Origin of the sequence: Streptomyces chisholmiae (genome assembly GCF_031845445.1) — a bacterium.
GTDB lineage: Bacteria > Actinomycetota > Actinomycetes > Streptomycetales > Streptomycetaceae > Streptomyces > Streptomyces chisholmiae.
Map to the genome: position 1 here is coordinate 160,210 of NZ_JAVREO010000015.1, position 24,199 is coordinate 184,408.

The following is a 24,199-nucleotide window of genomic DNA, read 5'->3' on the forward strand; positions in this document are numbered from 1 at the left end:
GACCGCTGGCCCGATGCGGACGCACCGTGGCAACCATGACAACGAACAGCGTGACCCCGTTTCGCATCGACATCCCGGACAGCGCCCTTGAGGATCTGAAGGACCGACTCGCCCGCGTCCGCCTCCCCGGCCGGGAGACCGCGCCGGACAGCAGCCAGGGAGTACCACGGGAGCGCCTTGAGGAGCTGCTGGACTACTGGGCCACCGGCTACGACTGGCGCGAGCTCGAGCGACAGCTCGACGAGCTGGGCCAGTTCCGTACCACCATCGACGGCCTCGGCATCCACTTCCTGCACGTACGCTCGCCGCGCCCCGACGCCACGCCGCTGTTGCTGCTGCACGGGTGGCCCGGCTCGTTCCTGGAGTTCCTCAAGACCATCGGCCCGCTCACCGAGCACGGCTTCCACCTCGTCATCCCCTCGATGCCCGGCTACGGCTTCTCCGACCAGCCCACCACCCCAGGCTGGGACCCGGACCGGATCGCCCGCGCCTACGGCGTGCTCATGCGGCGCCTGGGCTACGACTCCTACCTGGCCCAGGGCGGCGACTGGGGCGGTGTCATCGCGACCCGCATGGGAGCGCGGCGCCCGGCCGGTCTACGCGCGATCCACGTCAACTTCCCCGCGTTCCTCGCCGCACCACCCATCGGCGACGACCCGACCCCCGAGGAGCGGGACGCGCTCGAACAGGGCCGCCGCTTCCTCACCGTCCAGTCCGGATACCACGTCATCCAGCGCACCCGGCCGCAGACCATCGGCTACGCCCTGACCGACTCCCCGGCCGGGCAGGCCGCGTGGATCTACGAGAAGTTCCTCGACTGGGCCCGGCCAGGCACCCTCACCCGCGACGAGATCCTCGACCACATCTCCCTGTACTGGTTCACCGGCACCGCGGCCTCCGCCGCCCGCCTGTACTGGGAGCAGGCCCGGCAGCCGCTCACCTTGACCGAGCTGGACCTCCCCGTAGGCGTCAGCGTCTTTCCGGACGAGCTGACCCGCACCCCACGCGTCTGGGCCGAACGCGCCTACCACGACCTGCGCTACTTCAACGACGACATCCCCGCCGGCGGCCACTTCGCCGCCCTGGAGCAGCCACAGCTGTTCGTCGAGGAGATCGTCAGGTTCTCGCGGACGGTGACCGCGTGAAAGTGGAGACGGCCGTACAGGAGATCCTGCCGTTCCTGGATTCCGGCACCCCGGGCCGGCCCGTCGCCGTGCGCAAAGGGGCTGCCATCCCTCCGGCCCCTCAGGCGGCTTCCCCCGCCGCCGCACGACGGCTCTACGCCTACACCCGAGAGGTGCTTGCCCGATGAGGTGGGTGAGCTATCGATCCGCGGGTGGCACCGCGCGCTGCGGTGTGGTGCACGACGACAGGATCCACACCGTGGGTACGGACCTGCTGGAGCTGCTGCGTGCCGACGGCGGGCTCGCGGCCGCCGCGGCCAGGGAACCAACCGAGATCGTCGACCTGGCCACGGCCCACCTGCTCGCGCCGCTGCCGGTACCCCCGGCGGTCCGGGACTTCGCCGCGTTCGAGCGCCACGTCAGCAATGCGGGCAAGGCGGCCGGCGGCGACGGCGCGGTCAGCCCGGCCTGGTACGAGGCTCCGCGCTTCTTCTTCTCCAACCCGGCGGCGATCAGAGGACCGCACGACGACATCCCCATCGCCCCGGGCGCGAAGCTGTGGGACTACGAGGCCGAGGTCGCCGCGGTGATCGCCAGTGACTGCTCGGACCTCGACGCCAGCGCGGCCGAGCAGCACATCGCCGGCTACCTGGTCTACTGCGACTGGAGCGCACGCGACATCTCCGCGAGCGAGATGGGTTTCGTCTACGGCCCGTCCAAGAGCAAGGACACCGCCACCAGCCTCGGTCCGTTCCTCGTCACCCCCGACGAGCTGGAGCCGCACCGCTCGGGCAAGGGCTATGCGCTGCGGATGGACGGATACGTCAACGGCGAGCACTACGGCGGCGGCAGCTGGGACGAGATCCACTGGTCGTTCGGCGAGCTGCTGGCGCACGCCTCCCGCGGCACCACGCTGCGCGCCGGCGACATCCTCGCCAGCGGCCCCGTGGGCACGGGCTGCATCCAGGAGTTGGCCGGCCGGCGCCCCTACCTGGCTCCCGGAGACACGGTCCGCGTCGACGTGCAGGAACTCGGCGCCATCTCCGCACGCATCACCAGCTCAGAGCCGCCCTGACGCACCGCCCTGTGTGCCCGCGCCCACCAGCCGAGTCCTTCGACCAGTCAGGAGACAACCAGCGATGCATCTCACCAGAACCCCCGGTCACACCAGCATGGACAGGAACGCCGTCCGCGAGGTCAGCCTCACCATCAACGCGGCCCACCTCTTCGTCTACTTCATTCCGGAGGCGCCGGAAGAGGCCGCCAAACTCGGCGTGAGCGAGGACGGGCCGGCCTACTTCGCGCTCCGCGCGGCCCCGATGGGCCCAGTGTCGTGGCAGAGCACGCTCGCCGCCTTCTACAACTTCAGCCCGCGGTCGGTGCGGGCCATGACAGGCGTGTGGGACACCGCGACGCCACATCAGTGGCAGGCCGCTCGCTTCACCGCCGTCGAGCGCGCGGTGCGGCGCGTCGGCGTCAACCTCGCCTCCGCCCGGATCGCGGAGGCACGATCGCTGATCGACCCGGTCGTCGAACGCGCCGACTACGCGGGAAAGACGATGGCCGCCGCCAACGCCTCCATCCCACTCCCGGCCCATCCGCTGGTCGCGCTCTGGCAGCAGATCACGGTGCTGCGCGAGTGGCGCGGCGACGCGCATTTCACCGTACTCGCCGCCAACGGCATCGGACCGTGCGACTGCAACGTACTGCAAACCGCCACCGGCCACTTCCCCGAAGCGATCGCACGTGCCACCCGACTGTGGGACGACGAGGAGGTGGCCGCGGCAACAACCCGCCTCGCCGCACGTGGCTGGCTCCACCCCGACGGCACCGCGACCGACGCCGGCATCGCGGCACGCGAGCAGATCGAGACCGAAACCGACGAGCACTGTGCGGCGCTGTGGACGCCGATCGGCGACGCGAACGTCCGCCGCCTCACCTCCCTCATCCTGCCCATCCACGACGCGTTCACCGAGGCCGGGACCTACCCCTTCCACGTGGACACAGGAGCCACGCGGTAGGGCCTGTCGCGAAAGTGACTTCCATGAAGCGCCGTCATCTTGAGTCCGGCTGGTCAGGGTCGCTCAGTCCCGGGCGCCGACTTCGATCTCCAGGAGCAGGATGCCGTCCTCCGCGTAGGTTCTGGCGCGGAGGATGGTGGGTTCGGAGTATCCGTCGATCCGCTCCACGCCCCAGACGCATCCGACGTCGTTGGTCATGCAGTCGGGGTTGACGGTGGGGATCGCGGCGTTCTCGACCCCCGGCCGCTCCTCCATCCAGGAGGCCATGTTGTTCCACTGCCCGGTGCTCGGATCGCCGGTGACGGGGCCGCCGCTGTACCGGACGCGCGCCTGGTCGCCGCCGGCGCGCTCCTTCGACACGATGGTGAAGTCCGGGGGATGGCCCAGGGCTTCGGCTGCCGCGCGGTTGTCCTGGTATGACGCGTCACCTGAGTCGGGCGCCAGGAGCGAGGACACCACGACGGCCACCACCCCCGCGCCGGCCCACGCGGCCCAGCGGGGTATGCGGCGGCGGGCCGGGGCGGGCGTCGCCGCCGGCGGTGGCGGGGTGGCCGGGGGCCGCGCGGGGGCCGTGGGCCAACGGGAGGGGTCGGCGGGCGGCTCGGCGCCGGGCGACGCGGTGCCGGGCACCTGATCGAGCTGGGTGCGCAACCGCTCCATGGTCAGGCGCTGGTCGGGCTCCTTGTGGAGCAGGCCCGCCAGGACGGGGGTGAGGGGTCCGGCCCGCACGACGGGGGTCGGCGGGTCCGTCGCGACGGCGACCAGCACCGCGCTCGACGTGGCCCCCGTGAACGGCGGGTGTCCCTCCACGGCGGTGTAGAGGGTGGCCCCCAGGGACCAGAGGTCGGAAGCGGCGGTGGCGGGCAGGCCCCGCACCTGTTCGGGGGCCATGAAGGCGGGCGTGCCCATGATCACGCCGGTGGCGGTGAGGGCGGCGTCGCCCTCCAGGCCCGCGATCCCGAAGTCGGTCAGCACGGCCCGTCCGTCCTCAAGCAGGATGTTGGCGGGCTTGATGTCCCGGTGGGTGATCCCGGCCCGGTGCGCGGCGTCCAGCGCGGCGGCCACCTGCCGGCCGAGGTCGGCGACGCGCTCCGGGGGCAGCGGCCCCTGCCGCAGCAGGTCGTCCAGCGACCCCCCGGCCACCAGCTCCATGACGATCCACGGCCGCCCGTCCGCTCCGGTGATCCGGTCGTGGACCGTCACGATCCCCGGATGCTTCAACCGCGCGGCCGCCCGCGCCTCCCGATCCAGTCTGGCCATCCAGGTGGCCCGCTCCTCGGCCGCCACGTGCTCGGGCAGCCGCAGCTCCTTGACGGCCACGTCCCGCCCCAGCCGCTGGTCATAGGCACGCCAGACCGCCCCCATCCCGCCCTGGCCGAGCAGACTGGTCAACTGGTAACGGTCCGCGAGGAGTTCCCCCTGGTCGCTGTCCACGGAACGGAATATAGCCGGGCTCGGCTCCGTGCGACGGACCCCGGTTCGGCCGACGGCCTGCCGAAGGCGGTCGGCCCGGGAATGGACGGGCGGGTACGGGGAGTTGGCAGGCGGTATGAAGGCTCTGGGGTTGTACGAGTTCGGTGGGCCCGACGTGCTGCGGGTGTTGGAGTTGCCCGAGCCGCAGGCGGGGCCAGGGGAAGTGCGGGTGCGGGTGCGCGCGGCGGCGGTGAATCCGACGGACGTGCTGCTGCGGACCGGTGGGCACGCGGTGCGGATGCCGGACCGAAAGCCGCCGTTCGTGCCGGGGATGGACGCCGCCGGGGTGATCGACCAGGTCGGGCCCGGGGGCGACGGGCGGCTGGCCGTGGGCCAACGGGTGGTCACCATGGTGCTGTTCACCGGCCCCGGCGGTGGTGCCTACGCCGAGTGGGTCGTGGTGCCGGCCGCGGCGGTGGTGCCGGCGCCGGCCGGGGTGGACTTCCCGGCCGCGGCCACGTTGTTGATGAACGCCATGACCGCGCGGCTGGCGCTGGACGCGCTGGCCGTGCCGGCCGGTGGGACGGTCGCGGTGACCGGCGCGGCCGGCGCGGTCGGCGGCTACGCGGTGGAGTTGGCGAAGGCCGACGGGCTGACCGTCGTCGCGGACGCCGCGCCCGGGGACGTGGACCGGGTGCGCGGGTTCGGCGCCGACCAGGTGGTCGAACGGGGCCCCGAAGTCGCCACCCACATACGGGCGTTGGCGCCGGACGGGGTGGTCGGCCTGGTGGACGGCTCGATGCAGACGGCGGAGCTGGTGCCGGCGGTCGCCGACGGCGGCACGCTGGCCGAGCTGCGCGGCTGGGCGGGGCCGGCCGAGCGGGGCGTCCGGGTGTGCCCGGTGATGGTGACGGACGGCATCACCGACACCGAGCGGCTGACCGCGCTGTCCCGCGCGGTCGAGGACGGCACCCTGTCGCTGCACGTCGCCGAGGTGCTGCCGGCCGAGGAAGCGGCCCGGGCGCACCGGCTGCTGGCGGCCGGCGGGCTGCGGGGCCGGCTGGTGTTGGACTTCTCCTGACGACGGCCGCCCCTGGCCCGCCGCGGCGAGGCGGCGGGCCCGAGGTGGCGGCGGGCCCGGGGTGGGGGCGGGTTCAGGCGTCGAGACCGGCGGCGGTGCGCAGCCCGGCGGCGGTGGAGAAGTAGCCGAAGAGCGCGCCGCCCGGGTCGAGGGCGGCGGACGCGTCGAGGCCGCCGAGCCAGACGGGGGTGAACCCGGCGTCGTGGACCAGGGTTTCGGTGGTCCGGCGGGCGTCGGCGTCGTCGGCGGCCAGGCCCATGCCCCAGAAGTGCGGCTGCTGGGTGCCGCGGGACCACAGCAGTTCGTCGGGGAAGTGGGTGAAGGCGCGGGTCACCGTGCTGCTCGGCAGCCGCTTGGCGGTCCAGCCGCCCTGGGTGACGCCCGGCCCGTGCTGGGAGACGAAGTGGCCGTCGTCGGACAGGCCGATGGGGCTGGTGGCGTCGATCACGGTCTTCCCGGCCAGCCGGTCGCCCAGCCCGTCCAGCACCACATCGAGGGCCGGGTGCGGGACGGACAGCAGCACGACGTCGCCGGCGTCGACCGCCTCGGCGTGGCTGACGGTGGTGACCGGCGCGCCGGCCGGGGTGGTGAGGTCGGTCGGTTCGCCGGGGGTGCGGGAGCCGATGGCCACCGTGTGCCCGGCCGCCAGCCAGTGCCGGGCGAGCGGCCGGCCGATGTTGCCGGCGCCCAGGACGGCGACGGTCAGGGGGGTCACGGATGCGGTCATCTGGGGCTCCTCGGATGCGGTGCGGCGGTGGTGGTGGACGGGACGCGTCGTGGTGGACGGGGCGCGCGGCTTCAGTGGACGGGGACGTCGGGCCAGACCAGCGCCGTCGACCCCCAGGTCACGCCGCCGCCGAAGGCGCTCAGCAGGACCTGGTCGCCCGGGGCGACCAGGCCCTCGGTGACGGCGTGCGCGAGCGCCAACGGGATGGAGGCGGCCGAGGTGTTGCCGACCCGGTCGAGGTTGACGACGACCCGGTCCCTGGCCATGCCGAGCTGGTCGGCGACGGCGTGCAGGATGCGGACGTTGGCCTGGTGGCCCACGAACCGGCCGACCGAATCCGCCGACCAGCCGGCGCGGTCAAGCACCGCCTGCGAGGAGGCGGCCATCCGCGTGACGGCGTGCCGGAAGACCGGGCGGCCCTGCATCTGGAAGTAGGAGTCGGCGGGGCGCGGCCCCGGCTTCTCGGCGCCGGCCGGCGGCTGCCGGGAGCCGCCGCCGGGGACGATGATGAGGTCCTTCAACGAGCCGTCGCTGCCCAGGTCGTGGGCGAGCAGCGCGCCCGGCTCGTCGGGTTCTCCGGCGCGCAGCACCACGGCGCCGGCGCCGTCGCCGAAGATGACGGAGGTGGTGCGGTCCTCGGGGTCGAGGATGCTGGAGTAGGTCTCCGCGCCGATGACCAGGACACGGGTCGCGGTGCCGGCGGCGATGGCGCCGGCCGCGGTGGCCAGCGCGTAGACGAAGCCACTGCACACGGCGGCCAGGTCGAAGGCCGCGACGTGCGGCAGGCCGAGCCGGGCGGCGACCTCGGGCGCGGTGGCCGGGCAGGGGTGGTCCGGGGTGGTGGTGGCGAGCACCACCAGGTCCACGGTGTCGGTGCCGGCGGCCGCCAGGGCGCGCCGGCCCGCCTCGACGGCGAGGTCGCCGGTCGCGGTCCCGGGGTCGGCCCAGTGCCGTTGGGTGATGCCGGTCCTGGTGCGGATCCACTCGTCCGAGGTGTCGAGGGTCAGCGACAGCTCGTCGTTGGTCACGACGCGGGGCGGGACGAAGGTGCCGAGCCCGGCGAGGACGGCGGCGCCGCTCATCGGACGGCCCGCCGTGCCGCGGCGGGTGGGGTGGTGACCTTGGACAACGGAAGCCTCCCTGGTTGCCGGTACGTTCTGCCGGTACGTGGCCGGTACGGGGGTGCCGCGACCGGGCACGGTGGCGCGGCCGGCCCCGTCGGGGGGTGGCGGTGGGGCGTGGTTCGGGTGGTCGCCGCCGGGCCTGGCCGGCGGGCGCCGGGGCACGGCCCCTCGCGGCGGCGCGGAGCCGGCGACCGTGCCGTCGCCGCGCCGTGCACCGATTATCCGACGGTGACGGGGCGACAGCCAGACGTTGCTGACCCGGTGGGCGCCCCCGGTGGTGGCGGGACCACCAGCATCGGGGACGGGAGCACCGGCATCGGGGAAGGGACGGCGTCAGGCGGCGGGCGGGAGCCGGCCCGCGCACGACGGCGCCCGCGACCGCCGGGCGGACGCGGGCGTGCGGGCGTGCCGGCGGCGCGGCGGAGGCCGCGGGCGCCGGGAGGGCTCAGGCGGCCAACGGGGCGGCCTGCGGGGGCAGGTAGACCAGCAGCCGGGTGCTGGCCGCCTCGTCCAGGTCCATGGTGAACAGGACGTAGGACCGGACATCGCCGTCCGGGTGGGTCACCTCGACCGGCGTCGGCTCGAACTCGGCCACCTCGTGCCGGTTCCACAGGGCGGCGAACCGCTGGTCGCGCTGGACGAGTTGGTCCGCGATCCGCTCGTAGCGCGGGTCGTCGGCGGCGTAGGAGGCCTGGAGCCGGAAGCGGGCCGTCATCTGCCGGGCGACCCGCGGCAGGTCCCGGTACCGCTCGCCGTGCGCCTCGGTGAACAGGCTGGTCAGGAAGTTGTGGCCGGTGCCACCCGTTAACCCGAGGACGTCGGCGGCGAGTTGGTTGGCGGCGAGGACCTCCCAGTGCCGGTCGATGACGCACGAGGGGCCCAACAGCTGGGCGTCGACGACGCGTTGGTAGACGCCGGCGGTCGGTGCCTCGGCGCCGGACGCGGGCAGCGGCGGGTTGGCCTCGGCGAGCCGGTAGAGGTGCACCCGCTCCAGCTCGGTCAGCCGCAGGGCGCGGCTGACCGCGTCCAGCACCCCGTCCGAGACCCGGATGGGGCGGCCCTGTTCCAGCCAGGCGTACCAGGACGCGCTGACCCCGGCGAGGACCGCGACCTCCTCCCGGCGGAGGCCGACCCGGGCGCGCTGCCCCCGCGTCGCCAGCCCGACGTCGGCGGGTGAGAGCCCGGCGCGACGCGTGCGCAGGAAGTGCGTCAGCTCGCTGCGTCGCTTCAGTTTGCCGTGGGTCCTGGAGAGCGTGGCGTCCATGGAGCCGAATCTAGGACCGCCGGTGCCGGGTGTCAGCGGTGAGGATCACATCACTGTCGGTTTGGATCGCCAAGCCCCGCGAACGGCTCTAGTCCCGTTTCGTCCAGGTGAACTGACGTCGAATCAGGCGTTCCCGCGGTGCCGAGCACGCGGCTCAGCTCGGTGAAGAACAGCTCCTTGTCGTCCTGTTGGAAGAAGTGTCCGCCGGGCAGCGCGCGCAGGGTGAACCGGGCGCTGGTGTGCGCCCGCCAGGCGGCGGCGTCCTCGGCGGAGACCAGCGGGTCGTGGGTGCCGAAGAGCACGTGGATCGGGCTGGGCAGCGGGCGGTGGCCGGCCGGGTGGCGGTAGGTGGCGGAGACCCGCAGGTCCTCCCGGAGCCGGCTGGTGACGGCCCGCATCCGCCGCGGGTTCTCCCTGAGTAACCGGCCGGCTCCACCCAGACCCAATAGCAGCTCAAGCACCGCGCGATCCGACAGCCCTACGTTGAGGTGGAGCGCGGGTGGGAGATGTGGCGCTCGGTGGGCGCCGACCACCAGCCGGTCGGGCGCGCGTCGCCCCTGGGCGACCTGCCGTTGGGCCACGCCGTGCGCGACGAGCGCCCCCATGCTGTGACCGTAGAACGCGTAGGGCTCGGCCAGGGAGGGGGTCAGCTGCCGTGTCACCTCACGTACCAGCGCGTCCATGGTGCTGACGGCGCCGGGCGTCGCGCTGGCCGAGCGGGGCGGCAGGGTCACCGGCACCACCTCGACGTCGAGGCCGAGCCGTCGGCCCCAACCGGCGAACGACCAGGGGCTGCCGCCCGCGTGGTGGAAGCAGAACAGGCGGAGTCGGGCGGTCCTCGCCCGGAGGTCGTCCGCCGTTCCCGTCGCCGTCCCCACCGGGACGCTCCGCACCGTGTGCACCATGTCCGCCATTCTGCGGCCGGATTCGGGCGGGAGGGAGTGTGTCCTGAACAGGGTGGTGCCACCACCAGCAGAATCAATCACCGATAATCGGCTTGATGGTGGCGAGCCGGGGCGGCCAGGAAGAGCGGAACCGCGAACACCAGCCGTTCTTCCAGGGAGTTCCGGGTTCGTATCGCTGTCCGATGGCGTGACCGACGAGGTTTTCGATCATCGCGCGACAACTTCTTCGGGTCCTTCGGAGGGTTCGACGTCGAGCCCGGCGGAATTTTGCAAAAGCTTGACGCTTCCGGTGCGCGGTCACGTGGCCGGTGGCGAGTGGAAGGAGAGAGGTCGATTCATGCAGGCAACCTCGTCCCCCCCGGTGTCCGGGCTCCTACGGCGCGCGAAGCTCCGGCATTTCCTGCGGACCCGAAGAGCACAGATAGCCCCCGAGGAGGTCGGCCTGGTCCACGTCGAGCGGCGCCGGACGCCGGGCCTGCGGCGCGAGGAGGTCGCGGCCCTGGCCGGGGTGGGGGTGTCCTGGTACACCTGGCTCGAACAGGGGCGGGACATCAACGTCTCCGAGGGCATCGTGAACGCCGTCAGCAACGCCCTCCGGCTGCCGGACCACGAGCGCGCCTACTTCTACCGGCTGACCGGACACAACCCGGCGCCCCGGCCCGAGCGGCGCGACCGGGGCGGTGACCAGGCCAGGATGCGCGCGCTGGTCGAGGGCTGGTCGTTCAACCCCACCTACATCACCGACCGTTACGGCGGCGTCCAGCTGGCCAGCGCCTCCGCGCACGCCCTCTTCGGCATCACACCGCGCGACCACAACTGCCTGGTCAAGTTCTTCACCGACCCGGCGACCCGGCGGAAGTACCCGGACACCGACCAGGTGGGGCGGGGGCTGGTCGCCCAGTTCCGGGCCCAGTCGGCCCGCTTCCCCGAGGACCCGGAGTTCGGCCGGATCGCCGAGTGGCTCGGCGAACGCAGCCCGCGCTTCGCCGAGTTGTGGGACTGCCACGAGGTGGACGACCCCAGTCAGAACGTCCGCCGGATCGCCCTGCCCGACGCCGGGGTGGTGGTCTTCGACCGGGTGGTGATGCGGGTGCCGGAGCTGCCGGAGTGCCTGATGGTCCTCTACCTCTCCCCGCCGGGCGCCCCGCGATCCGCCGCGCCGGCCCGGGAGTTGGTCGACGCGCACGCGCGGGGCCACTGAGCCGTACGCGCGCCTGCCGCCGAAGCCCGGCCGGGTCGTCCCCGGCCGGGCTTCGGCCGCACACCGCGCCGGCGGGGTGGTGTTCGCACCACCATGATGAGGAGACACTTCCTCGGCCTGTGCCGATATCCCAGGATGAACGCGTGGGACGCGGAGGATTTCCGGCTGTCGCGAATACCGGGCCCGGAAAACCAGCCGTTGACACAGTGTGGTGCGTCCCCGCAGCAGTTCTTCCCACACGACGGCGCCACGGCGCCGTTCGGGGCCACGGAACTCATCGGCAGTCGGCGTTCCCAGTGAATCGCGGAGGAAGCAATGGGTAATTCGATCGAAAGTCGCATCATCGTGGTCCTGGGGGAACTGGCCGTTCCCACGGCGGACGTCACGCCGGAGACCACTTTCGAGGCCATGGAGATCGACTCGCTGCTGCTGGAGGAACTCGCCCTGCGCCTCCAGAAGTCGTTCGACATCGCGATCGAGAGCGGTGACCTCGTCCCCGAGCAGACCGTCGCCGAGGCGGCGGCCGTGCTGGAGGACAAGGGCGTCCCGGTCGCCTGACCCGCCGCGCCCCCTCCCACCCCGCGCCCCCGCGGCGCGGTCCCCCGCACCACCCTCACCGCCCTCACCACCCTCACCCGCGGTCAACCCGCACCCTCCAGCGCGACCCGCGTGCGGCCGGTCGCGTCGTCAAGCACGTGCCAAGCGAGAGGAAACCCCGTGTCTTCCCCCCTGCTCGTTCTCAACGAAGTCGCCGTGGCCCCCGGCAAGGTCGACCAGGTACTCGCCGAGTGGAGCGCGCTGAACCAGAAGGAGCCGGTGGCCGGCCGCGCCCTGTTCCGGAGCGTCGAGGGCGACGGCCTGCTGGAGGTCACCCCGGTCGGCGACCCCGCCGAGCTGGCCGCCCTCAACAAGGGCTGGCAGAAGCTCTGGGAGAGCGTCTCCGCCGACCTGGTCACCGACTTCCGGCGGCAGCTGCTCGACTTCGTCGAGGCGCCCAAGGACACCGCCGAGCCGGTGCCCACCACCCGCTACCTCCAGCTGCGGCACATCGAGGTCAAGCCGCGCGAGTACGCCAACTACCGCGAGTGGCGCGAGAACACCATCTTCGAGGTGGTGCGCGGCGCCGCCGAGGTGACGACCTTCCTCGCCTACCACTCGCTGGTCAGCTCCGAGCCGGGCGTGATGTTCGTGTCGGGCTTCGACGTCACGCCCGAGGAGTACCAGGCGGTCTTCACCTCGCCCCGGTACCAGGAGATCGTCCAGCAGGCCGGCGACCGGTTCATCGTCGGCGGCGAGAGCGGCCTGTACACCCGCCTCTACCAGCGGGCCGATGGCTGAGTCCGGCACCGCGACCGCCCCGGGCGCGCCCGCCACGCCCAACCGCCGGGAGACGCACGAACTCAGCCTGACCACGCAGGGGCCGCTCTACCCGCCCAGCGAGGTCATGGACGGCAACGGCGACTTCGTGGTGGTCGGCATGATCCCCCGGGCGACGCCCGACGGGCGGGCGGTGCCGGAGTGGGGCGCGGCGGTGGTCTCCCCGGACAGCCCGGTGCCCGAGTTCGGCCGTCTCGCCCCGTACACGGTGGTGCGCGAGCTGGACACCGACCCCGAGGGGGCGGACCGGGACGTGCCGCTGTACACGTTGCCGCTGCCGCTGCCCTGCAACAACTACCCGATGGTGTTCGCGCCGGAGCAACTCCCGGACGCGGACCAGGTGAAGCGGCCCAGCCACGCCTTCCACGAGGTGCCCATCCCTGACCTGCGCCCGGAGGACGGCCCCAAGGTCGTGGAGCCGGTGACGTTCGGGCAGTGGATGCGCGGCGCCGGCACCCTGGACGTGGGGGTGACCGCGGACGGGCACGCCGGGACGTTCGACTTCGTCTTCTCCCGGCTGGTGCCGCACAGCGTCTACACCGTGATGTCGCTGCGCGCGCACGACCTGGACCCGGCGGGGCCGACCCGGCCGGGCCCGTTGGGGGTGCCCAACGTGTTCGTGACGGACGCCACCGGCGCCGGCAGCTACCACGCCACGATGCCCAACCCGTTCCCCGACCCGGAGCTGCCGGGCGCCAACCGGATCATCAACGTGGTCGTGCTGTGGATGAGCTACCAGCGCAGCTACGGCGGCGCCATCGGCGAGTTCGGGCTCGGCGGCGACATCCACGCCCACCTGAAGCTGCGCGGCCCGGCCTTCCAGGAGCTGCGCACCACCCAGGCGCCGCCGGCCTGACCCGGCCGGCCCCGCCGCCACCCCACCGAGACCCGCACAGCGCGAGCACAGGAGAGGTTCCATGCCCATCATCTCCGTCACCACCTGGGACGGCCAGGACGACGCCCAGAGCCAGGAGCTCCTGGAGGAGCTGACCCGCACCGTCCGGCGGGTCACCGGGGCGCCGCTGGACAAGATCACCGTCTACATCCAGGAGGTGCCGCGGAACCGCTGGGCGGAGGGCGGGGCGCTGGGCAGCGACCCGAAGTTCCCCGAGCTCAGCCGCCGCCAGTCCGAGTGACCCCCGCCCCCCGCCGGCCCGCCCATGCCGGCGGGGGGCGGCGGCCCGTCGATCCACCAAGGACCCGCACATTCACCGGAGATACGGGAGAGACCGAACGCCATGCCCCACGAAACCGCGGCGGAGACCACCGACCCCGGGCGCGACACCCTGTTCCTGGTCGGCGACGTGTTCGGCGCCTTCGCCCACCACGACGGCGTGCGGACCGTCTCCGAACTGGTCCGCCTGATCAGGGACGGGGCGTTCCCCGAGGGGCCGGGCCCGGTCCTGGTGACGCCCGGCCAGGGGGTGTCCCGGTTCGACGTGGACTACGTCCGGGACGCCCTGGCCCGGCACGACCTCACCGACCGGGTGCTGCTGGACGACACGGCGCTGCGCGCCCTCGCCGGGCGGGAGATCGCGCACAAGCACCGCCAGGAGAACGTGCTGATCTCCCGGCCACGCCGGGTCGGCGAGGACCTCTTCGAGTCCGACCTGGTGGTGGACGCCCGCAACGAGGTGATGTCCGACCACCTCACCGGCCAGCACATCCAGGGCATGCTGGCGATGGAGGCCGGCCGGCAGATGTTCATCGCGGTGGCCGAGCAGCACTACCTGGCGCCCGAGGCGGCCGGCCGGAGCTACTTCGTCATCGACTCCTTCGCCACCCGGTACGGCAGCTTCCTCTTCCCGCTGCCAGCGGTGGTCCGCTGCCACGTCGTCGCGCACCGCTCCCCGCACCGCACCCGCACCATGTTCCACTGCGAACTGGCCGTGACGCAGGGCGAGTCGGAGACGGCCGGGATGGACGTGCGGTTCACCGCGTTCGACAACCAGGTCCTGCACACCAAGGAGACCCGCGCGGCCCGGCGCTCCCTCCAGGAGAGCGCGGCGCGGCTGGCCGCCGCGCCGGCGCCCCCCGAGGTCCGCGCCTCGTGACCGTGACGCACCGCTGAGCCCACCACGGCGGCCCGGGCCCCCGCGGGTCGCCCACTGTCGTGCCGAGGAGCGCTAGATGTCAGATACGGATCGCCCCTACCTGGTCTTCAGCGACGTCGACGAGACGCTGATCACCGTCAAGAGCATGTTCGACTTCCTGCACTACCAGCTGGTGCGCCGGCAGGGCGCGGCCGGCGAGCGGGAGTACGACCGGATCATGGCCGAGATCACCCGCCGGGCCACCGGCGGGGTGCCGCGCGCGGAGATCAACCGGTTCTACTACCAGCAGTACGCGGGCGAGTCGGTGTCCACCATCGAGCGGCTGGCCGCCGACTGGTTCGCCGAACGCGCCGCCGCCCCAGGGGACTTCTGGATCGACCCGACCCGCCGGGCGCTGCGCGCGCACCGCGCCGCGGGCGCCACCCTGGTGCTGGTCTCCGGCTCCTTCCCACCGGTGCTGGCGCCGCTGGCCCGGGAGGTGGCGGCCGACACGGTGCTGTGCACCCGGCCCACCACCGAGCGGGGCCGGTACACCGGCGAGGTGGTCACGCCCGTCATCGGCGAGGGCAAACGGGCCGCCGTCGCCGCCGAGTTGGCGGCCCGGCCGGACGTCGACCCGGCGGACTGCTGGGGCTACGGGGACCACGTCTCCGACCTGCCGATGCTGGAGCTGGTGGGCCGCCCGGTGGTGGTCGGGAGCGACAACGAGCTGCGGGCGCGGCTGGAGCGGCGCTCCGCGAGCCGGGCCGCCCGGTGACCGGGCCCGCCTTCTGGGTGCTGCTCGGGCCCGACGGGGCGGGCAAGTCGTCGGTGATGGCGCGGCTCGCCGGGGCGCTGCCCGACTGGCGGCTGGTCTCCACCGACCGGGCGTTCGTCGCCCCCGAGCACGGGCTGATCACCCGGCTCCGCCGGGACGTGCACGAGCACCTGCTGCCCGGGCTCGGCGCCGCCTACTCGACCGACCTGCTGGCCGCCGTCCTCCAGACCGCGGTGGTGCACGTCAGGGACCGGCTGCTGGACGGCGACCCGCGGCAGCCGGTGCTGGTGGACTCCTACTACTACAAGATCCTGGCGAAGTGCCGGCTGGCCGGCGTCCGGGACGAGCGCCTGTACTCCTGGTGGCGTTCGTTCCCCCGGCCCCGCCGGGTGCTCTTCCTCGACGTCTCGCCGGAGACCGCCTGGCGCCGCCGGGGCGACGGGACGCTGCTCAACGACCTGGAGCACGACGGGGTGCCGGGCGACTGGGCCAGCTTCGAGCGGTACCAGAAGAACCTGCGCAAGATGCTGCTGGAGGAGGTGCGGGAGGTGCCGGTGACGCTGCTGCGGGAGCGGCCGGACATCGACCGGGCCACCGCGGCCGTCCTGGAGGAACTGAACTAAGTGAACGACTCCGCCGCGCCCGCCCCGCCGGGTCCCCCGCCGCCCGCCCCCGGTACCGTCCGTTCCGGCTGGCTCACCCCGGGCCACCTCGACCGCTACCGGGCCCGGGTGTTCGCCGCCCGGGACCGGCTGCGCGCCGAGCACGCCGACCCGCGCGGCGCGCAACAGCGCGCGCTGGCCGACCTGTTGGCGTTCAACGCGGACACCGAGTTCGGCCGGCGGCACGGCTTCGGGCGGATCCGCACCCTCGACGCGTTCCGGTCGGCCGTCCCGATCCGGGACTACGCCGGGCACGCCCCGTGGATCGAACGGACCGCGGCCGGCGAGCGGAACCTGCTGACCGCCGACGCCCCGGCCCTCTACTTCACCAGCAGCGGCAGCACCGGGGCGCACAAGAAGGTACCGGTCACCCCGCGGTTCGTGGCCACCACGTTCATGCCGTTCTACCTGGCGGCCTGGGCGCCGCTCGCCGAGCACTTCCCCGACGTGCTGGCCCGGCCGGACGCCGTGCTCAACCTCAAGCACGACCCGCTGACCGCACCACCGACGGTCGGCGACGGCCGGCCCCATGTGGGCGCCAGCCAGGTGGACTTCGGCGCGCTGTTCGGCGAGCCGCTGTCCGCCGAGCCGGGCACCGGCGCGCCCTGGGCGTCGCTGCCGGTGCCGACCGAGCCCGGCGACCACCTGGAACGGGCCTACCTGCGGCTGCGGTTGGCGGTGCAGAGCGACGTGCGGGCGCTGGTCGGCATCAACCCGGCGATGATCGCCGCCGTCCCCTACCAGCTGAACCTCTGGTGGGACCGGATCGTCAAGGAGGTGCGCGACGGCACCCTCGGCGGCCTGCCGCACCGCGCCCCCGACCCGGACCGGGCCGCCGAACTGGAGCGGCTGGCGGCCTACTTCGGCACGGTCCGGCCGGCGCACGTGTGGCCGCGGGTGCGCGCGCTGTTCTGCTGGACGACGGGCCTGGCGTCGCTGTACCTGCCGGCGCTGCGCGCGGAGTTCGGCCCCGAGGTGGCGCTGCTGCCGGCGCCGGTGGCCGCCTCCGAGGGGCCGGTCGGGGTGGCGCTGGACCGGCACGCCTCGGCGGGCAGCCTGGTCGCCTCCGCCGCCGTCCACGAGTTCGTACCGGCCGATGACGACCTGGCGCCCGACGCGGCGACCCTGCTGCCGCACGAGATCGAGGCCGGCCGGGAGTACCACGTGCTCTTCAGCCACGTCGGCGGGCTCTACCGGTACCCCGTCGGGGACGTGGTGCGGGTGGTGGACCGGGTCGGCGGGGTGCCGCGGCTGGCGTACGCGGGGCGCGGCGTACGCTCCGACGCGGCCGGCGAGCGGCTGCGCGACGCGCAGGTGGTCCGCGCGCTGCGGGCCGCGCTCGACGCCGGCGGTCTCGGCCTGCGCAACGTGGCCTGCCGGGTCGAGCCGGGCCGGGACGGCGTGCCGGCCTACGTCTTCGCGCTGGCCCCGCACGGCGGTTGGGGAACGGACGAGACGACCCGGTTCGCCGCCGCGCTGGACCGGGGCCTGGCCGCCGAGTCGGCCGGGTACGCCACGGCCCGGGCGGACCGCCGGCTGGGCGCGCCGACCGCCCGGCTGCTGCCGGAGGACGCGTTCCTCCGCGACTGGCACGCGGCGGTCGGCGCCGGCATCCGCCCGACCCAGGTCAAGGACCGGCTGTTCCGGCCGGACGACGCGCTGTGGGCACGCCTGACCGGAGCCTGAACCGGCCCGCCGGGCCCGTACGTTCGCCCCCGGCCGGCCACCTCACCGGCCGGCCGGCGCCCCCTGTCGCCCGCCCGTCCCCCGTCGCCTCCCGCGCCCACCGACGACCCACCGACGACCCGGCGCGCCGGACCGGCCGCGGCCACCGGCGCACCCCGGCACGCCCCCGACCGACGAGGAGCCCCATGCCCGCGCTCGAACCCGTCGAACGAACCGCCCTGCTCACCGCCGCCCTGCGGGCCGCCGAGACCCGCCGCGACGACCGGCTGTACGCCGACCCCTACGCCGCCGGGCTGGTCGGGGAGGTCGGGCCCGAGCTGCTGGCCGAGATCCGCGCCGCCACCTTCCCGCCCGACCGGCCCCGCACCCTGCCCAGCACCCCGGACTACAACGCGATCCGCACCCGCTTCTTCGACGACCTGCTCCAGGCCGCGGCGCACGAGCCGGGCGTCAGCCAGATCGTGCTGGCCCCGGCCGGCATGGACTCCCGCGCCTACCGGCTGCCGTGGCCCGGGCACATCCGCTACTTCGAGGTGGACCGGCCGGCGGTGCTCGACTTCAAGGCCGACCGGATGCGCGGGGTCAGGCCACTGGTGGACCACCGCACGGTGGCCGTCGACCTGACCGACCCCGGCTGGGAGGACCGGCTGGTCGCCGCCGGCTACGACCCGACCGTGCCGTCGACCTGGCTGCTGGAGGGGCTGCTCTACTACATCCCGGAGGCCGACGGGCGGCACATGCTGGAGCGGGTCGCCGGCATCACCGCGCCCGGCAGCCGGATCGCCGCCGACATCGTCAACGGCGCCGCCCTGACGCTCCCGCACATGCGGGGCCTGCTCGACGTGTTCGCCGGCTGGGGCTGCCCCTGGGTGTTCGGCACCGACGAGCCGGAGGCGCTGTTCGACGGCTACGGCTTCGACGTGCGGGCCGTCCAACCCGGCGAGCCGGGCGCCGACTTCGGCCGCTGGCCGGACCCGGTGCCGCCGCGCGCCGAACGGAACGTGCGGCGGGTGTTCTTCGTCGACGGCCGGCGCCGCTGACCATGGCGACCACCGTGATAGCCGGCGGCGGGGTCGCCGGCCTGGCCCTCGCGCTGGCGCTCGGCGGGCGCGGCCACCGGGTGCGGGTGCTGGAGCGGGGCGACCCGCCGCCGGACGGGCCGGTCGTCAAGAGCGCGGAGCTGTGGCACCGCCCGCTGGTGCCGCAGGCCGCCCACGACCACGTCCTGAACGGGCTCGGCGTGCGCGCGCTCCGCCGGCACGCGCCGGCCGTGCTGGACGCGGCGCTGGCCGAGGGCGCCCGGCTGCTCGACCTCAACGCCCTGGCGCCGCCCGGCCCGTGCGGCGGGCCGGCGGACCGGGACGACGAGCTGGCCACGCTGCTCGTCCGGCGGGCCGTCCTGGACGTGCTGCTGCACCGGGCGGCCGCGGCACTGCCGGCGGTGACGCTCCATCACGGGTCGGCGGTGCGCGGCCTGTCGCTGGCCCCGGCCGGCCGGTCGGGCCAGCGGGTCGCCGGCGTGGTCACCGACGACGGCCGGACGGTGCCGGCCGAGGTGGTGGTGGACGCCACGGGGCGGGCGTCCCGGTCCCGCGGCTGGCTGGCCGCAGCCGGCGTCGCGGTGCCGCCGGACCGGTCGTCGCCGAGCCGGCTGCGTGCCTTCGGCCGCTTCTACCGGCTGCGCGACCCGGACGGGCGGCCGCCCGGGCCGTTGAACCGGGGCAACGCGGCCGGCGGCATCTGGGACCACTACTCGGCGGTGCTACACCCGGCGGACAACGACGTCTTCGCCCTCACCTTCGGGGCGCTGCCGGAGGACCGGGCGGCGGACGGGCTGCGCGCCGCCGGCGGGTTCGCCGCGGCCTGCCGGCTGTCGCCCTGGCTCGGCGCGTGGGTGACCGCCGAGGCCGCCCGACCGCTCGGCCCGGTGCGGGTGATCGGGATGCCGCCGAACCTGCTGCGGGGCACCGCGCTGGACGGCCGGCCCCGGGTCGCCGGGCTGCTCCAGGTCGGCGACGCGGCCTGCGTCACCGACCCGATGTTCGGGCGCGGCCTGTCCACCTCGCTGGAACACGCCTTCCGGCTGGCCGAGTTGTGGGCGGACGGCCGGCCATCGCCGGCCGCCGCCGCCGCGTTGGCGGACGGCCTGCTGCGCCCCTGGTACGAGCTGGGCGCGCACGACTCGTGGGCGCGGACCGCCCGCTGGCGGGCCGCCTGCGGGCTGCCGCCGCCCACGGCGGACCGGCCCCGGCCGCCGGTGCCGGCCGAGTGGGTGGCCGCCGCGGCGGCCGCGGCGGCCACCGACCCGGTGGCGTGGCGGGGTGTCAGCCGGCTGCAGCACACCCTGGCCACCCCGGCCGAGGTCTACGGCGCCCCGGGGTTCCTGGCCCGGCTGCCGCCCGCCCCGGTCGGCGCCGCGGCCCGGCCGCCCGGGCCCCGCCCGCCGACGCACGACGAACTCCGCGCCGCCATCGCCGCTAGGGAAGAAGGCTGAGGATGCCGCCTCGCACCAACGTCCTGCTGGCCCCGGTCACCGTCACCCCCACCAAGCCGCTGACCCCCAGCCACCTCAAGGGCCTGCTGTGGACCGACGTGATGTACCGGGCCACCGCGCCGCTCGCCGAGGTGTCCTACCGCTACAGCCACACCACCTACCACGTCACCGAGCAGACGGTCGGCTTCTGGGAGTACCTCGACCGCGCGCACGGCGAGTTGGACTACGCCACCCTCGCCGAGGAGGACATCGGCGACCTCTACGTCACCTACCGGGCCGCGGACCGGCCGCAGAGCGCCGGGGCGCTGCGGCCCTACCGGGACGCCGTGGAGCACGACGGCTGGGTGCACCCGGCCAGCGAACGGATGCTGCGGCTGTGGGCCGGGCACTACGCGCGGCTCGGCATGCACGACCCCGGCCTGGTCGCGCACCAGCCGCCGGGCCTCGGCCTGGCCGAGATGATCGACCGGCTGGCCGCCGTCGGCCTCGTCCTCGACCAGCGGCCCGGCGGCGGCCCGGTCTACCTGGACCTCACCCGGTACGGGATGCCGCTGCGCCGGATCGTCTCGGTGGACGGCCGCCCCAACTACCTGGCCTGCGCGCTGCGTGAGCTACTGCCCATCGTGCCCGACCACGACGAGGTGGTGCTGCTCCACGACCGCGAACTCGACGCGGACTACCAGCTGTTGGCCCGGGTGCTGGCCACCCTGGGGCCGACCGTGCGGCGGGTGTCGCTCGGCCGGGTGCCGATCGACGGCAAGATCACCTCGGCCCGGCACGGCGGTTGGCGCGGCCACACGGCGGGCGCGCTGCTGCGCGCGGCCGGCGAGGCGATGGCCGGCCCGGTACCGGCGCCCGGCGGCCCGGACGACGGGACGGCCGCGCTCCGGCTCGGCATGCGGCTCTACTTCATCGCCACCCTCGGCCCCGGCCAGCGGCAGTCGTTCCGGCACGACCTGCTGCGCCAGTGCCTGACCACCGCGAGCCGGCTGCTGAACCGGGCCAGGGACGCGGTGGCCGGCGGCGACGAGGAGTTACGCGGCGCGCTCGGCCGGCACCGGCGGGACCACACCTATGTGGACCCCTACCGGCTGACCTGCTCGCTGCTGGGCAGCCGGCGGCCGGCCCCGGACCCCGGGCTGCTCGCGGCGGTGTACCTGTGACCAGCCTCGTCAACCCGGTGGCGCGCCCCGCCGGCCGCCCGTCGCTGTCCCAGGACGCGCTGCTCGACGCGGCGGTGGCCCGGGTGCGCGCCGCCCGGCCCGACCTGGCGGCGCGGCTCGATCCGGCGGACGCGCGCGCCCTGCACGCGGTGCGCGCCGGGCTGGCCGCCACCGCCGACGCCGACCCGGCCGAGGTGCTGGCGGTGGTCGTCATCGGCCGGCTCGACCTGGCCGCCTGGGTGCGCGACACCTGCGGCCTCGCGCTCGCCCTCGACGCGGCGGCGGGCGCCGCCTGGCGGCGTTCGTTCACCCGCACCGTGTTCCTCGCCGGTAGTCCGCCGAACCTGCGTGAGCGGTTCGCCTTCGACCGGGTCGCCGAGGACGCCACGGTCGCCTGGGCCGGTCCCGCGCCCCGCGCGGCGACGGCCACCCTGCGGCGGCTGTTGAAGAGCTTCGAGGCGCCACACGAGCTGCCCGCCGGGCCGGCCGTCACGGTGACGGTGCCCGGCCGGCCACCCGGCCGCCCGGCCCGCCGGGTGGTGCGGGTCGCGACCGCCCGGGTGCCCGTCGCCGAGGCGCTGGTGCACGTCAACCACCTGCTGACCGAGGCGGTCCTGGACGGACTGGTCGGCCCGGGCGACCGGCTGGCGCTGCGGTTCGTGCCGCGGCTGACCGGCGACCGGTTCCTGGCGTTGCGCGTCGACACCGACGTGCACCGACCCGACCGGCTCCAGGCGTACGCCGGACTGACCGAGGAGGTCTGAGAGTTGTCCACATCCCCAGCCACAGCCACGTCCACAGCCACCGCCACAGCCACCCGGGCGACCCCCGCCCAGGCACCTGAGGAGGCGCCCGCCGGCCCGGTCCGGCTCGGCGTGCACGGCCCCAGCGACCAGGCCTGGCGGATCGTCGCCGCCGCCGGCCACCCACGCGAGGCCGTGCGGCTGGTCCCCTACGAGGTCGGCGAGCCGTTCGCCGCGCTGCGCGCCGGCCGCGCCGACCTGGTCCTGGTCAAGTACCCGCGGACGCTGGTCACCCACCCCGGGGCCGAGCCGGACCTGGCGGTCAGCGCCCCGGTCCAGCGGGACGGGCGGGCCGTGCTGGTCGGCACGCACCACCCGCTGGCCGACCGGGACGCCGTGTCGATCGAGGAACTGGCCGCGTTCGACGCCTTCGCCTGCCCGGGCGACTTCCCGCCGCACGTCTGGGACCTGGTGACCCCGCCCCGGACGCCCGCCGGCCGCACCGTCCGCCGGGTGCACCGGATGACCACCTTTCCCGCGCTGACCGCCCTGCTGCGCACCACGCACGCCGTGCACGTCTCGTTCCGCTCGCTGGCCAGCGTCCTGCCGCCCGGCGTGCGGGCGGTGCCGGTGACCGACCTGCCGCCGGCGCCGGTCGCCCTGGCCTGGCTGCGCACCACACAACCGCCGCCGCACGTGCGGTGGTTGGTGACCGAGGCGGAACGGGCGTGGCAGCGGTGAGCGCCGCCGGGCCCGCCGACCGGCCCACCCTGGTGCTGCTGCACGCGCTGCCGCTCGACGCCTCGTCCTGGGACCAGGTGGCCCGGGCCCTGCGCGCCCAGGGCCACCCCGTCCTCGCCCACGACCAGCTCGGGTTCGGGTCCGCGCCGCCCACCGACGGGCTGCCGCCCTCGCTCGACACGGCCGCCGACGAGCTGGCCGCCGAGCTGGACCGACGCGGCCTGCGCAGCGTGGTGCTGGCCGGCTGCTCGATGGGCGGCTACCTGGCGATGGCGTTCCTGCGCCGGCACCCCGGCCGGGTCGCGGCCCTCGCGCTGCTGGCGGCGCGGGCCACCGCCGACGATCCGGCGGCCGCCGCCCGCCGGCGTCGGTTCGCCGAGCTGGTCCTCGACGACCGGGCCAGGGACCTGCTGGTCGCCGAGACCACGCCGGCCCTGCTCGGCGCGACCACCCGCGTCCGGAGACCCGAACTGGTGGAGCGGGTCACCGAGTTGGCGCTGGCGGCCCGGCCGGCCTCGGTCGCCTGGGCGCAACGTGCCATCGCCGATCGGGCCGACGCCCTGGACACCCTGCGCGCCACCGACGTGCCGGCGGTGGTGCTGGTCGGCGACGAGGACGAGCTGGTCACCCTCGACGAGGCCGGCCAGGCGGTCGCCGCCCTGCCCCGGGGACGGCTGGTGATCCTGCCCGGCGTCGGCCACCTCGCGCCGCTCGAAGCGCCCGAGGCGGTCGTGGACACCCTCGGCCACCTGCTCACCCGGCAGGCCCACGCGGAGGCCACCCCGTGACCACGACCCACCAGGCGGGCTGGGGCTACGCCACCTCGACCGGCCTCGCCTTCACCCACGAGGAGATCGTCGACCCGCACTTCGCCGCCTGCGCCCCGCACTACCGCGCGGCGCTGGACAGCGTCGGCATCCGGCCCGGCTGGCGGGTGCTGGACGCCGGCTGCGGCGGCGGCGCGTTCCTGCCCTGGCTGGCCGAGCTGGTCGGCCCCGCCGGCCGGGTCGCCGCCGTCGACCTGGCGGCCGAGAACGTGCGGCTGGCCGCCGACCGGGCGCGGGCCCACCCGGCCCGGGCCCGGATCTCGGTACGGCCCGGCAGCCTGCTCGAACTCCCCTACCCGGACAACGCGTTCGACGCGGTCTGGTGCGCCAACGCGACGCAGTACCTGGACGACGCGGAGCTGGCCCTGGCGCTGGCCGAGCTGCGCCGGGTCACCCGCCCCGGCGGGCTGGTCGCCGTCAAGGACGTGGACGGCACGCTCAGCCTGGTCCGCCCGGCCGACCCGTTCCTGATCACCGACTTCTTCCGCGCCTGCGCCACCGCCCCCGGCTACGCCCGGCAGCTGCTGCGCGGCGGCGACCTGTACCGGTGGCTGCGCGCCGCCGGGCTGACCGAGGTGCGGCAGCACACCCACCTGATGGAGTATCACGCACCGCTGTCGCCGGCCGAGCTACGGTTCTACGCGCACGCCTGCGCCCGCTTCGCGGAGCAGGCCGGGCGCGCCGGCCTGCCCGGCGACTGGACGCCCTTCCTCGACCCGGACGCGCCGGCCAACCCGCTGCGCTCCCCGGACGGCTACATCAGGGAGGGCAACGTCGTGGCCGTCGGCACCGTGCCCGCCGCCGTCCCCGCACCACACCCGAACGACCAGTAGGA

25 protein-coding genes are annotated in these 24,199 nt (G+C 74.8%); 20 read left to right on the forward strand and 5 right to left on the reverse strand.

Features of this window, described 5'->3' with window-relative positions; translation table 11 throughout:
- The first annotated feature begins 35 nt into the window (after positions 1-35).
- The 3 genes from RM844_RS23340 to RM844_RS23350 all read left to right on the forward strand — a co-directional run bounded on the left by RM844_RS23340 (position 36) and on the right by RM844_RS23350 (position 3,145).
- Positions 36-1,145: an epoxide hydrolase gene (locus tag RM844_RS23340; protein ID WP_311669312.1), complete on the forward strand. Its 1,110-nt coding sequence runs from the start codon at positions 36-38 to the stop codon at positions 1,143-1,145.
- A gap of 238 nt (positions 1,146-1,383) precedes the next feature.
- Entirely contained in the window at positions 1,384-2,199 is an 816-nt protein-coding gene (locus RM844_RS23345) for a fumarylacetoacetate hydrolase family protein (protein WP_311669313.1), read from the forward strand.
- A gap of 97 nt (positions 2,200-2,296) precedes the next feature.
- Positions 2,297-3,145, forward strand: coding sequence for an SCO6745 family protein (locus RM844_RS23350; protein ID WP_311669314.1), 849 nt, complete (start codon positions 2,297-2,299; stop codon positions 3,143-3,145).
- A 63-nt stretch (positions 3,146-3,208) separates the two neighbouring features.
- On the opposite strand, the gene RM844_RS23355 is transcribed toward RM844_RS23350, so the two are convergent.
- Complete coding sequence (locus RM844_RS23355) at positions 3,209-4,579, reverse strand: serine/threonine-protein kinase (RefSeq protein ID WP_311669315.1); 1,371 nt, start codon at positions 4,577-4,579, stop codon at positions 3,209-3,211.
- A gap of 115 nt (positions 4,580-4,694) precedes the next feature.
- On the opposite strand from RM844_RS23355, the gene RM844_RS23360 reads away from it, so the two are divergent.
- Positions 4,695-5,639, forward strand: coding sequence for an alcohol dehydrogenase catalytic domain-containing protein (locus tag RM844_RS23360; protein WP_311669316.1), 945 nt, complete (start codon positions 4,695-4,697; stop codon positions 5,637-5,639).
- 73 nt (positions 5,640-5,712) lie between these two features.
- Here RM844_RS23360 and RM844_RS23365 read toward each other — a convergent pair whose 3' ends face one another.
- From RM844_RS23365 to RM844_RS23380, 4 genes are all read right to left on the reverse strand, one after another.
- Positions 5,713-6,366: an NADPH-dependent F420 reductase gene (locus RM844_RS23365; protein WP_311669317.1), complete on the reverse strand. Its 654-nt coding sequence runs from the start codon at positions 6,364-6,366 to the stop codon at positions 5,713-5,715.
- Positions 6,367-6,437: 71 nt separating this feature from the next.
- Positions 6,438-7,448, reverse strand: coding sequence for a beta-ketoacyl-ACP synthase III (locus RM844_RS23370; RefSeq protein WP_311669318.1), 1,011 nt, complete (start codon positions 7,446-7,448; stop codon positions 6,438-6,440).
- Between the two features lie 487 nt (positions 7,449-7,935).
- Positions 7,936-8,754 carry a helix-turn-helix transcriptional regulator gene (locus RM844_RS23375; protein WP_311669319.1) on the reverse strand — a complete coding sequence of 273 codons (819 nt, stop codon included), beginning with the start codon at positions 8,752-8,754 and terminating at the stop codon, positions 7,936-7,938.
- Between the two features lie 50 nt (positions 8,755-8,804).
- On the reverse strand, positions 8,805-9,659 hold the full coding sequence (locus tag RM844_RS23380; RefSeq protein WP_311669320.1) for a thioesterase II family protein: 855 nt from the start codon (positions 9,657-9,659) through the stop codon (positions 8,805-8,807).
- Between the two features lie 337 nt (positions 9,660-9,996).
- Between RM844_RS23380 and RM844_RS23385 the strand changes: the two genes are divergently transcribed.
- The 16 genes from RM844_RS23385 (at position 9,997) to RM844_RS23460 (ending at position 24,197) form a co-directional block, all read left to right on the forward strand.
- Complete coding sequence (locus RM844_RS23385; protein ID WP_311669321.1) at positions 9,997-10,860, forward strand: helix-turn-helix transcriptional regulator; 864 nt, start codon at positions 9,997-9,999, stop codon at positions 10,858-10,860.
- Between the two features lie 315 nt (positions 10,861-11,175).
- The gene (locus RM844_RS23390) at positions 11,176-11,418 is read left to right on the forward strand and encodes a phosphopantetheine-binding protein (protein ID WP_311669322.1); all 243 of its coding nucleotides are present in this window, start codon (positions 11,176-11,178) and stop codon (positions 11,416-11,418) included.
- A 159-nt stretch (positions 11,419-11,577) separates the two neighbouring features.
- Positions 11,578-12,198, forward strand: a complete 621-nt coding sequence (locus tag RM844_RS23395) for a hypothetical protein (RefSeq protein ID WP_311669323.1) — start codon at positions 11,578-11,580, stop codon at positions 12,196-12,198.
- Positions 12,191-13,093 (forward strand): hypothetical protein, encoded by a 903-nt coding sequence (locus RM844_RS23400; RefSeq protein WP_311669324.1) that lies wholly within the window; start codon positions 12,191-12,193, stop codon positions 13,091-13,093. Before RM844_RS23395 ends, RM844_RS23400 begins: the two co-directional genes overlap by 8 nt.
- 61 nt (positions 13,094-13,154) lie before the next feature.
- Entirely contained in the window at positions 13,155-13,373 is a 219-nt protein-coding gene (locus tag RM844_RS23405) for a tautomerase family protein (protein WP_113688177.1), read from the forward strand.
- Positions 13,374-13,475: 102 nt separating this feature from the next.
- A complete protein-coding gene (locus RM844_RS23410; RefSeq protein ID WP_311669325.1) occupies positions 13,476-14,291 on the forward strand; it encodes an AfsA-related hotdog domain-containing protein in 816 nt (271 codons plus the stop codon).
- Between the two features lie 76 nt (positions 14,292-14,367).
- The gene (locus tag RM844_RS23415; protein ID WP_311669326.1) at positions 14,368-15,048 is read left to right on the forward strand and encodes an HAD family hydrolase; all 681 of its coding nucleotides are present in this window, start codon (positions 14,368-14,370) and stop codon (positions 15,046-15,048) included.
- Positions 15,045-15,671 carry a nucleoside/nucleotide kinase family protein gene (locus RM844_RS23420; RefSeq protein ID WP_311669327.1) on the forward strand — a complete coding sequence of 209 codons (627 nt, stop codon included), beginning with the start codon at positions 15,045-15,047 and terminating at the stop codon, positions 15,669-15,671. The genes RM844_RS23415 and RM844_RS23420 overlap by 4 nt, the downstream gene beginning before the upstream one ends.
- Before the next feature lie 108 nt (positions 15,672-15,779).
- Complete coding sequence (locus tag RM844_RS23425; protein ID WP_311669355.1) at positions 15,780-17,396, forward strand: GH3 family domain-containing protein; 1,617 nt, start codon at positions 15,780-15,782, stop codon at positions 17,394-17,396.
- Positions 17,397-17,581: 185 nt separating this feature from the next.
- On the forward strand, positions 17,582-18,436 hold the full coding sequence (locus tag RM844_RS23430; RefSeq protein ID WP_311669328.1) for a class I SAM-dependent methyltransferase: 855 nt from the start codon (positions 17,582-17,584) through the stop codon (positions 18,434-18,436).
- Positions 18,437-18,438: 2 nt separating this feature from the next.
- Entirely contained in the window at positions 18,439-19,890 is a 1,452-nt protein-coding gene (locus RM844_RS23435) for an NAD(P)/FAD-dependent oxidoreductase (protein ID WP_311669329.1), read from the forward strand.
- A 2-nt stretch (positions 19,891-19,892) separates the two neighbouring features.
- Complete coding sequence (locus tag RM844_RS23440; RefSeq protein ID WP_311669330.1) at positions 19,893-21,053, forward strand: hypothetical protein; 1,161 nt, start codon at positions 19,893-19,895, stop codon at positions 21,051-21,053.
- A complete protein-coding gene (locus RM844_RS23445) occupies positions 21,050-21,817 on the forward strand; it encodes a DUF6182 family protein (protein ID WP_311669331.1) in 768 nt (255 codons plus the stop codon). The genes RM844_RS23440 and RM844_RS23445 overlap by 4 nt, the downstream gene beginning before the upstream one ends.
- A 3-nt stretch (positions 21,818-21,820) precedes the next feature.
- Positions 21,821-22,537: a LysR substrate-binding domain-containing protein gene (locus RM844_RS23450; RefSeq protein WP_311669332.1), complete on the forward strand. Its 717-nt coding sequence runs from the start codon at positions 21,821-21,823 to the stop codon at positions 22,535-22,537.
- Positions 22,525-23,325 carry an alpha/beta fold hydrolase gene (locus RM844_RS23455; RefSeq protein ID WP_311669333.1) on the forward strand — a complete coding sequence of 267 codons (801 nt, stop codon included), beginning with the start codon at positions 22,525-22,527 and terminating at the stop codon, positions 23,323-23,325. The genes RM844_RS23450 and RM844_RS23455 overlap by 13 nt, the downstream gene beginning before the upstream one ends.
- Positions 23,322-24,197, forward strand: coding sequence for a class I SAM-dependent methyltransferase (locus RM844_RS23460; protein ID WP_311669334.1), 876 nt, complete (start codon positions 23,322-23,324; stop codon positions 24,195-24,197). Before RM844_RS23455 ends, RM844_RS23460 begins: the two co-directional genes overlap by 4 nt.
- Positions 24,198-24,199: the final 2 nt, after the last annotated feature.

Bases quoted from the DNA above. Each gene is read 5' to 3' on its own strand.
- RM844_RS23340 (WP_311669312.1), top strand. From the start codon at position 36: ATGACAACGAACAGCGTGACCCCGTTTCGCATCGACATCCCGGACAGC.
- RM844_RS23350 (WP_311669314.1), top strand. From the start codon at position 2,297: ATGGACAGGAACGCCGTCCGCGAGGTCAGCCTCACCATCAACGCGGCC.
- RM844_RS23360 (WP_311669316.1), top strand. From the start codon at position 4,695: ATGAAGGCTCTGGGGTTGTACGAGTTCGGTGGGCCCGACGTGCTGCGG.
- RM844_RS23365 (WP_311669317.1), bottom strand. From the start codon at position 6,366: ATGACCGCATCCGTGACCCCCCTGACCGTCGCCGTCCTGGGCGCCGGC.
- RM844_RS23370 (WP_311669318.1), bottom strand. From the start codon at position 7,448: ATGAGCGGCGCCGCCGTCCTCGCCGGGCTCGGCACCTTCGTCCCGCCC.
- RM844_RS23375 (WP_311669319.1), bottom strand. From the start codon at position 8,754: ATGGACGCCACGCTCTCCAGGACCCACGGCAAACTGAAGCGACGCAGC.
- RM844_RS23380 (WP_311669320.1), bottom strand. From the start codon at position 9,659: ATGGTGCACACGGTGCGGAGCGTCCCGGTGGGGACGGCGACGGGAACG.
- RM844_RS23385 (WP_311669321.1), top strand. From the start codon at position 9,997: ATGCAGGCAACCTCGTCCCCCCCGGTGTCCGGGCTCCTACGGCGCGCG.
- RM844_RS23390 (WP_311669322.1), top strand. From the start codon at position 11,176: ATGGGTAATTCGATCGAAAGTCGCATCATCGTGGTCCTGGGGGAACTG.
- RM844_RS23400 (WP_311669324.1), top strand. From the start codon at position 12,191: ATGGCTGAGTCCGGCACCGCGACCGCCCCGGGCGCGCCCGCCACGCCC.
- RM844_RS23405 (WP_113688177.1), top strand. From the start codon at position 13,155: ATGCCCATCATCTCCGTCACCACCTGGGACGGCCAGGACGACGCCCAG.
- RM844_RS23410 (WP_311669325.1), top strand. From the start codon at position 13,476: ATGCCCCACGAAACCGCGGCGGAGACCACCGACCCCGGGCGCGACACC.
- RM844_RS23415 (WP_311669326.1), top strand. From the start codon at position 14,368: ATGTCAGATACGGATCGCCCCTACCTGGTCTTCAGCGACGTCGACGAG.
- RM844_RS23430 (WP_311669328.1), top strand. From the start codon at position 17,582: ATGCCCGCGCTCGAACCCGTCGAACGAACCGCCCTGCTCACCGCCGCC.
- RM844_RS23435 (WP_311669329.1), top strand. From the start codon at position 18,439: ATGGCGACCACCGTGATAGCCGGCGGCGGGGTCGCCGGCCTGGCCCTC.
- RM844_RS23440 (WP_311669330.1), top strand. From the start codon at position 19,893: ATGCCGCCTCGCACCAACGTCCTGCTGGCCCCGGTCACCGTCACCCCC.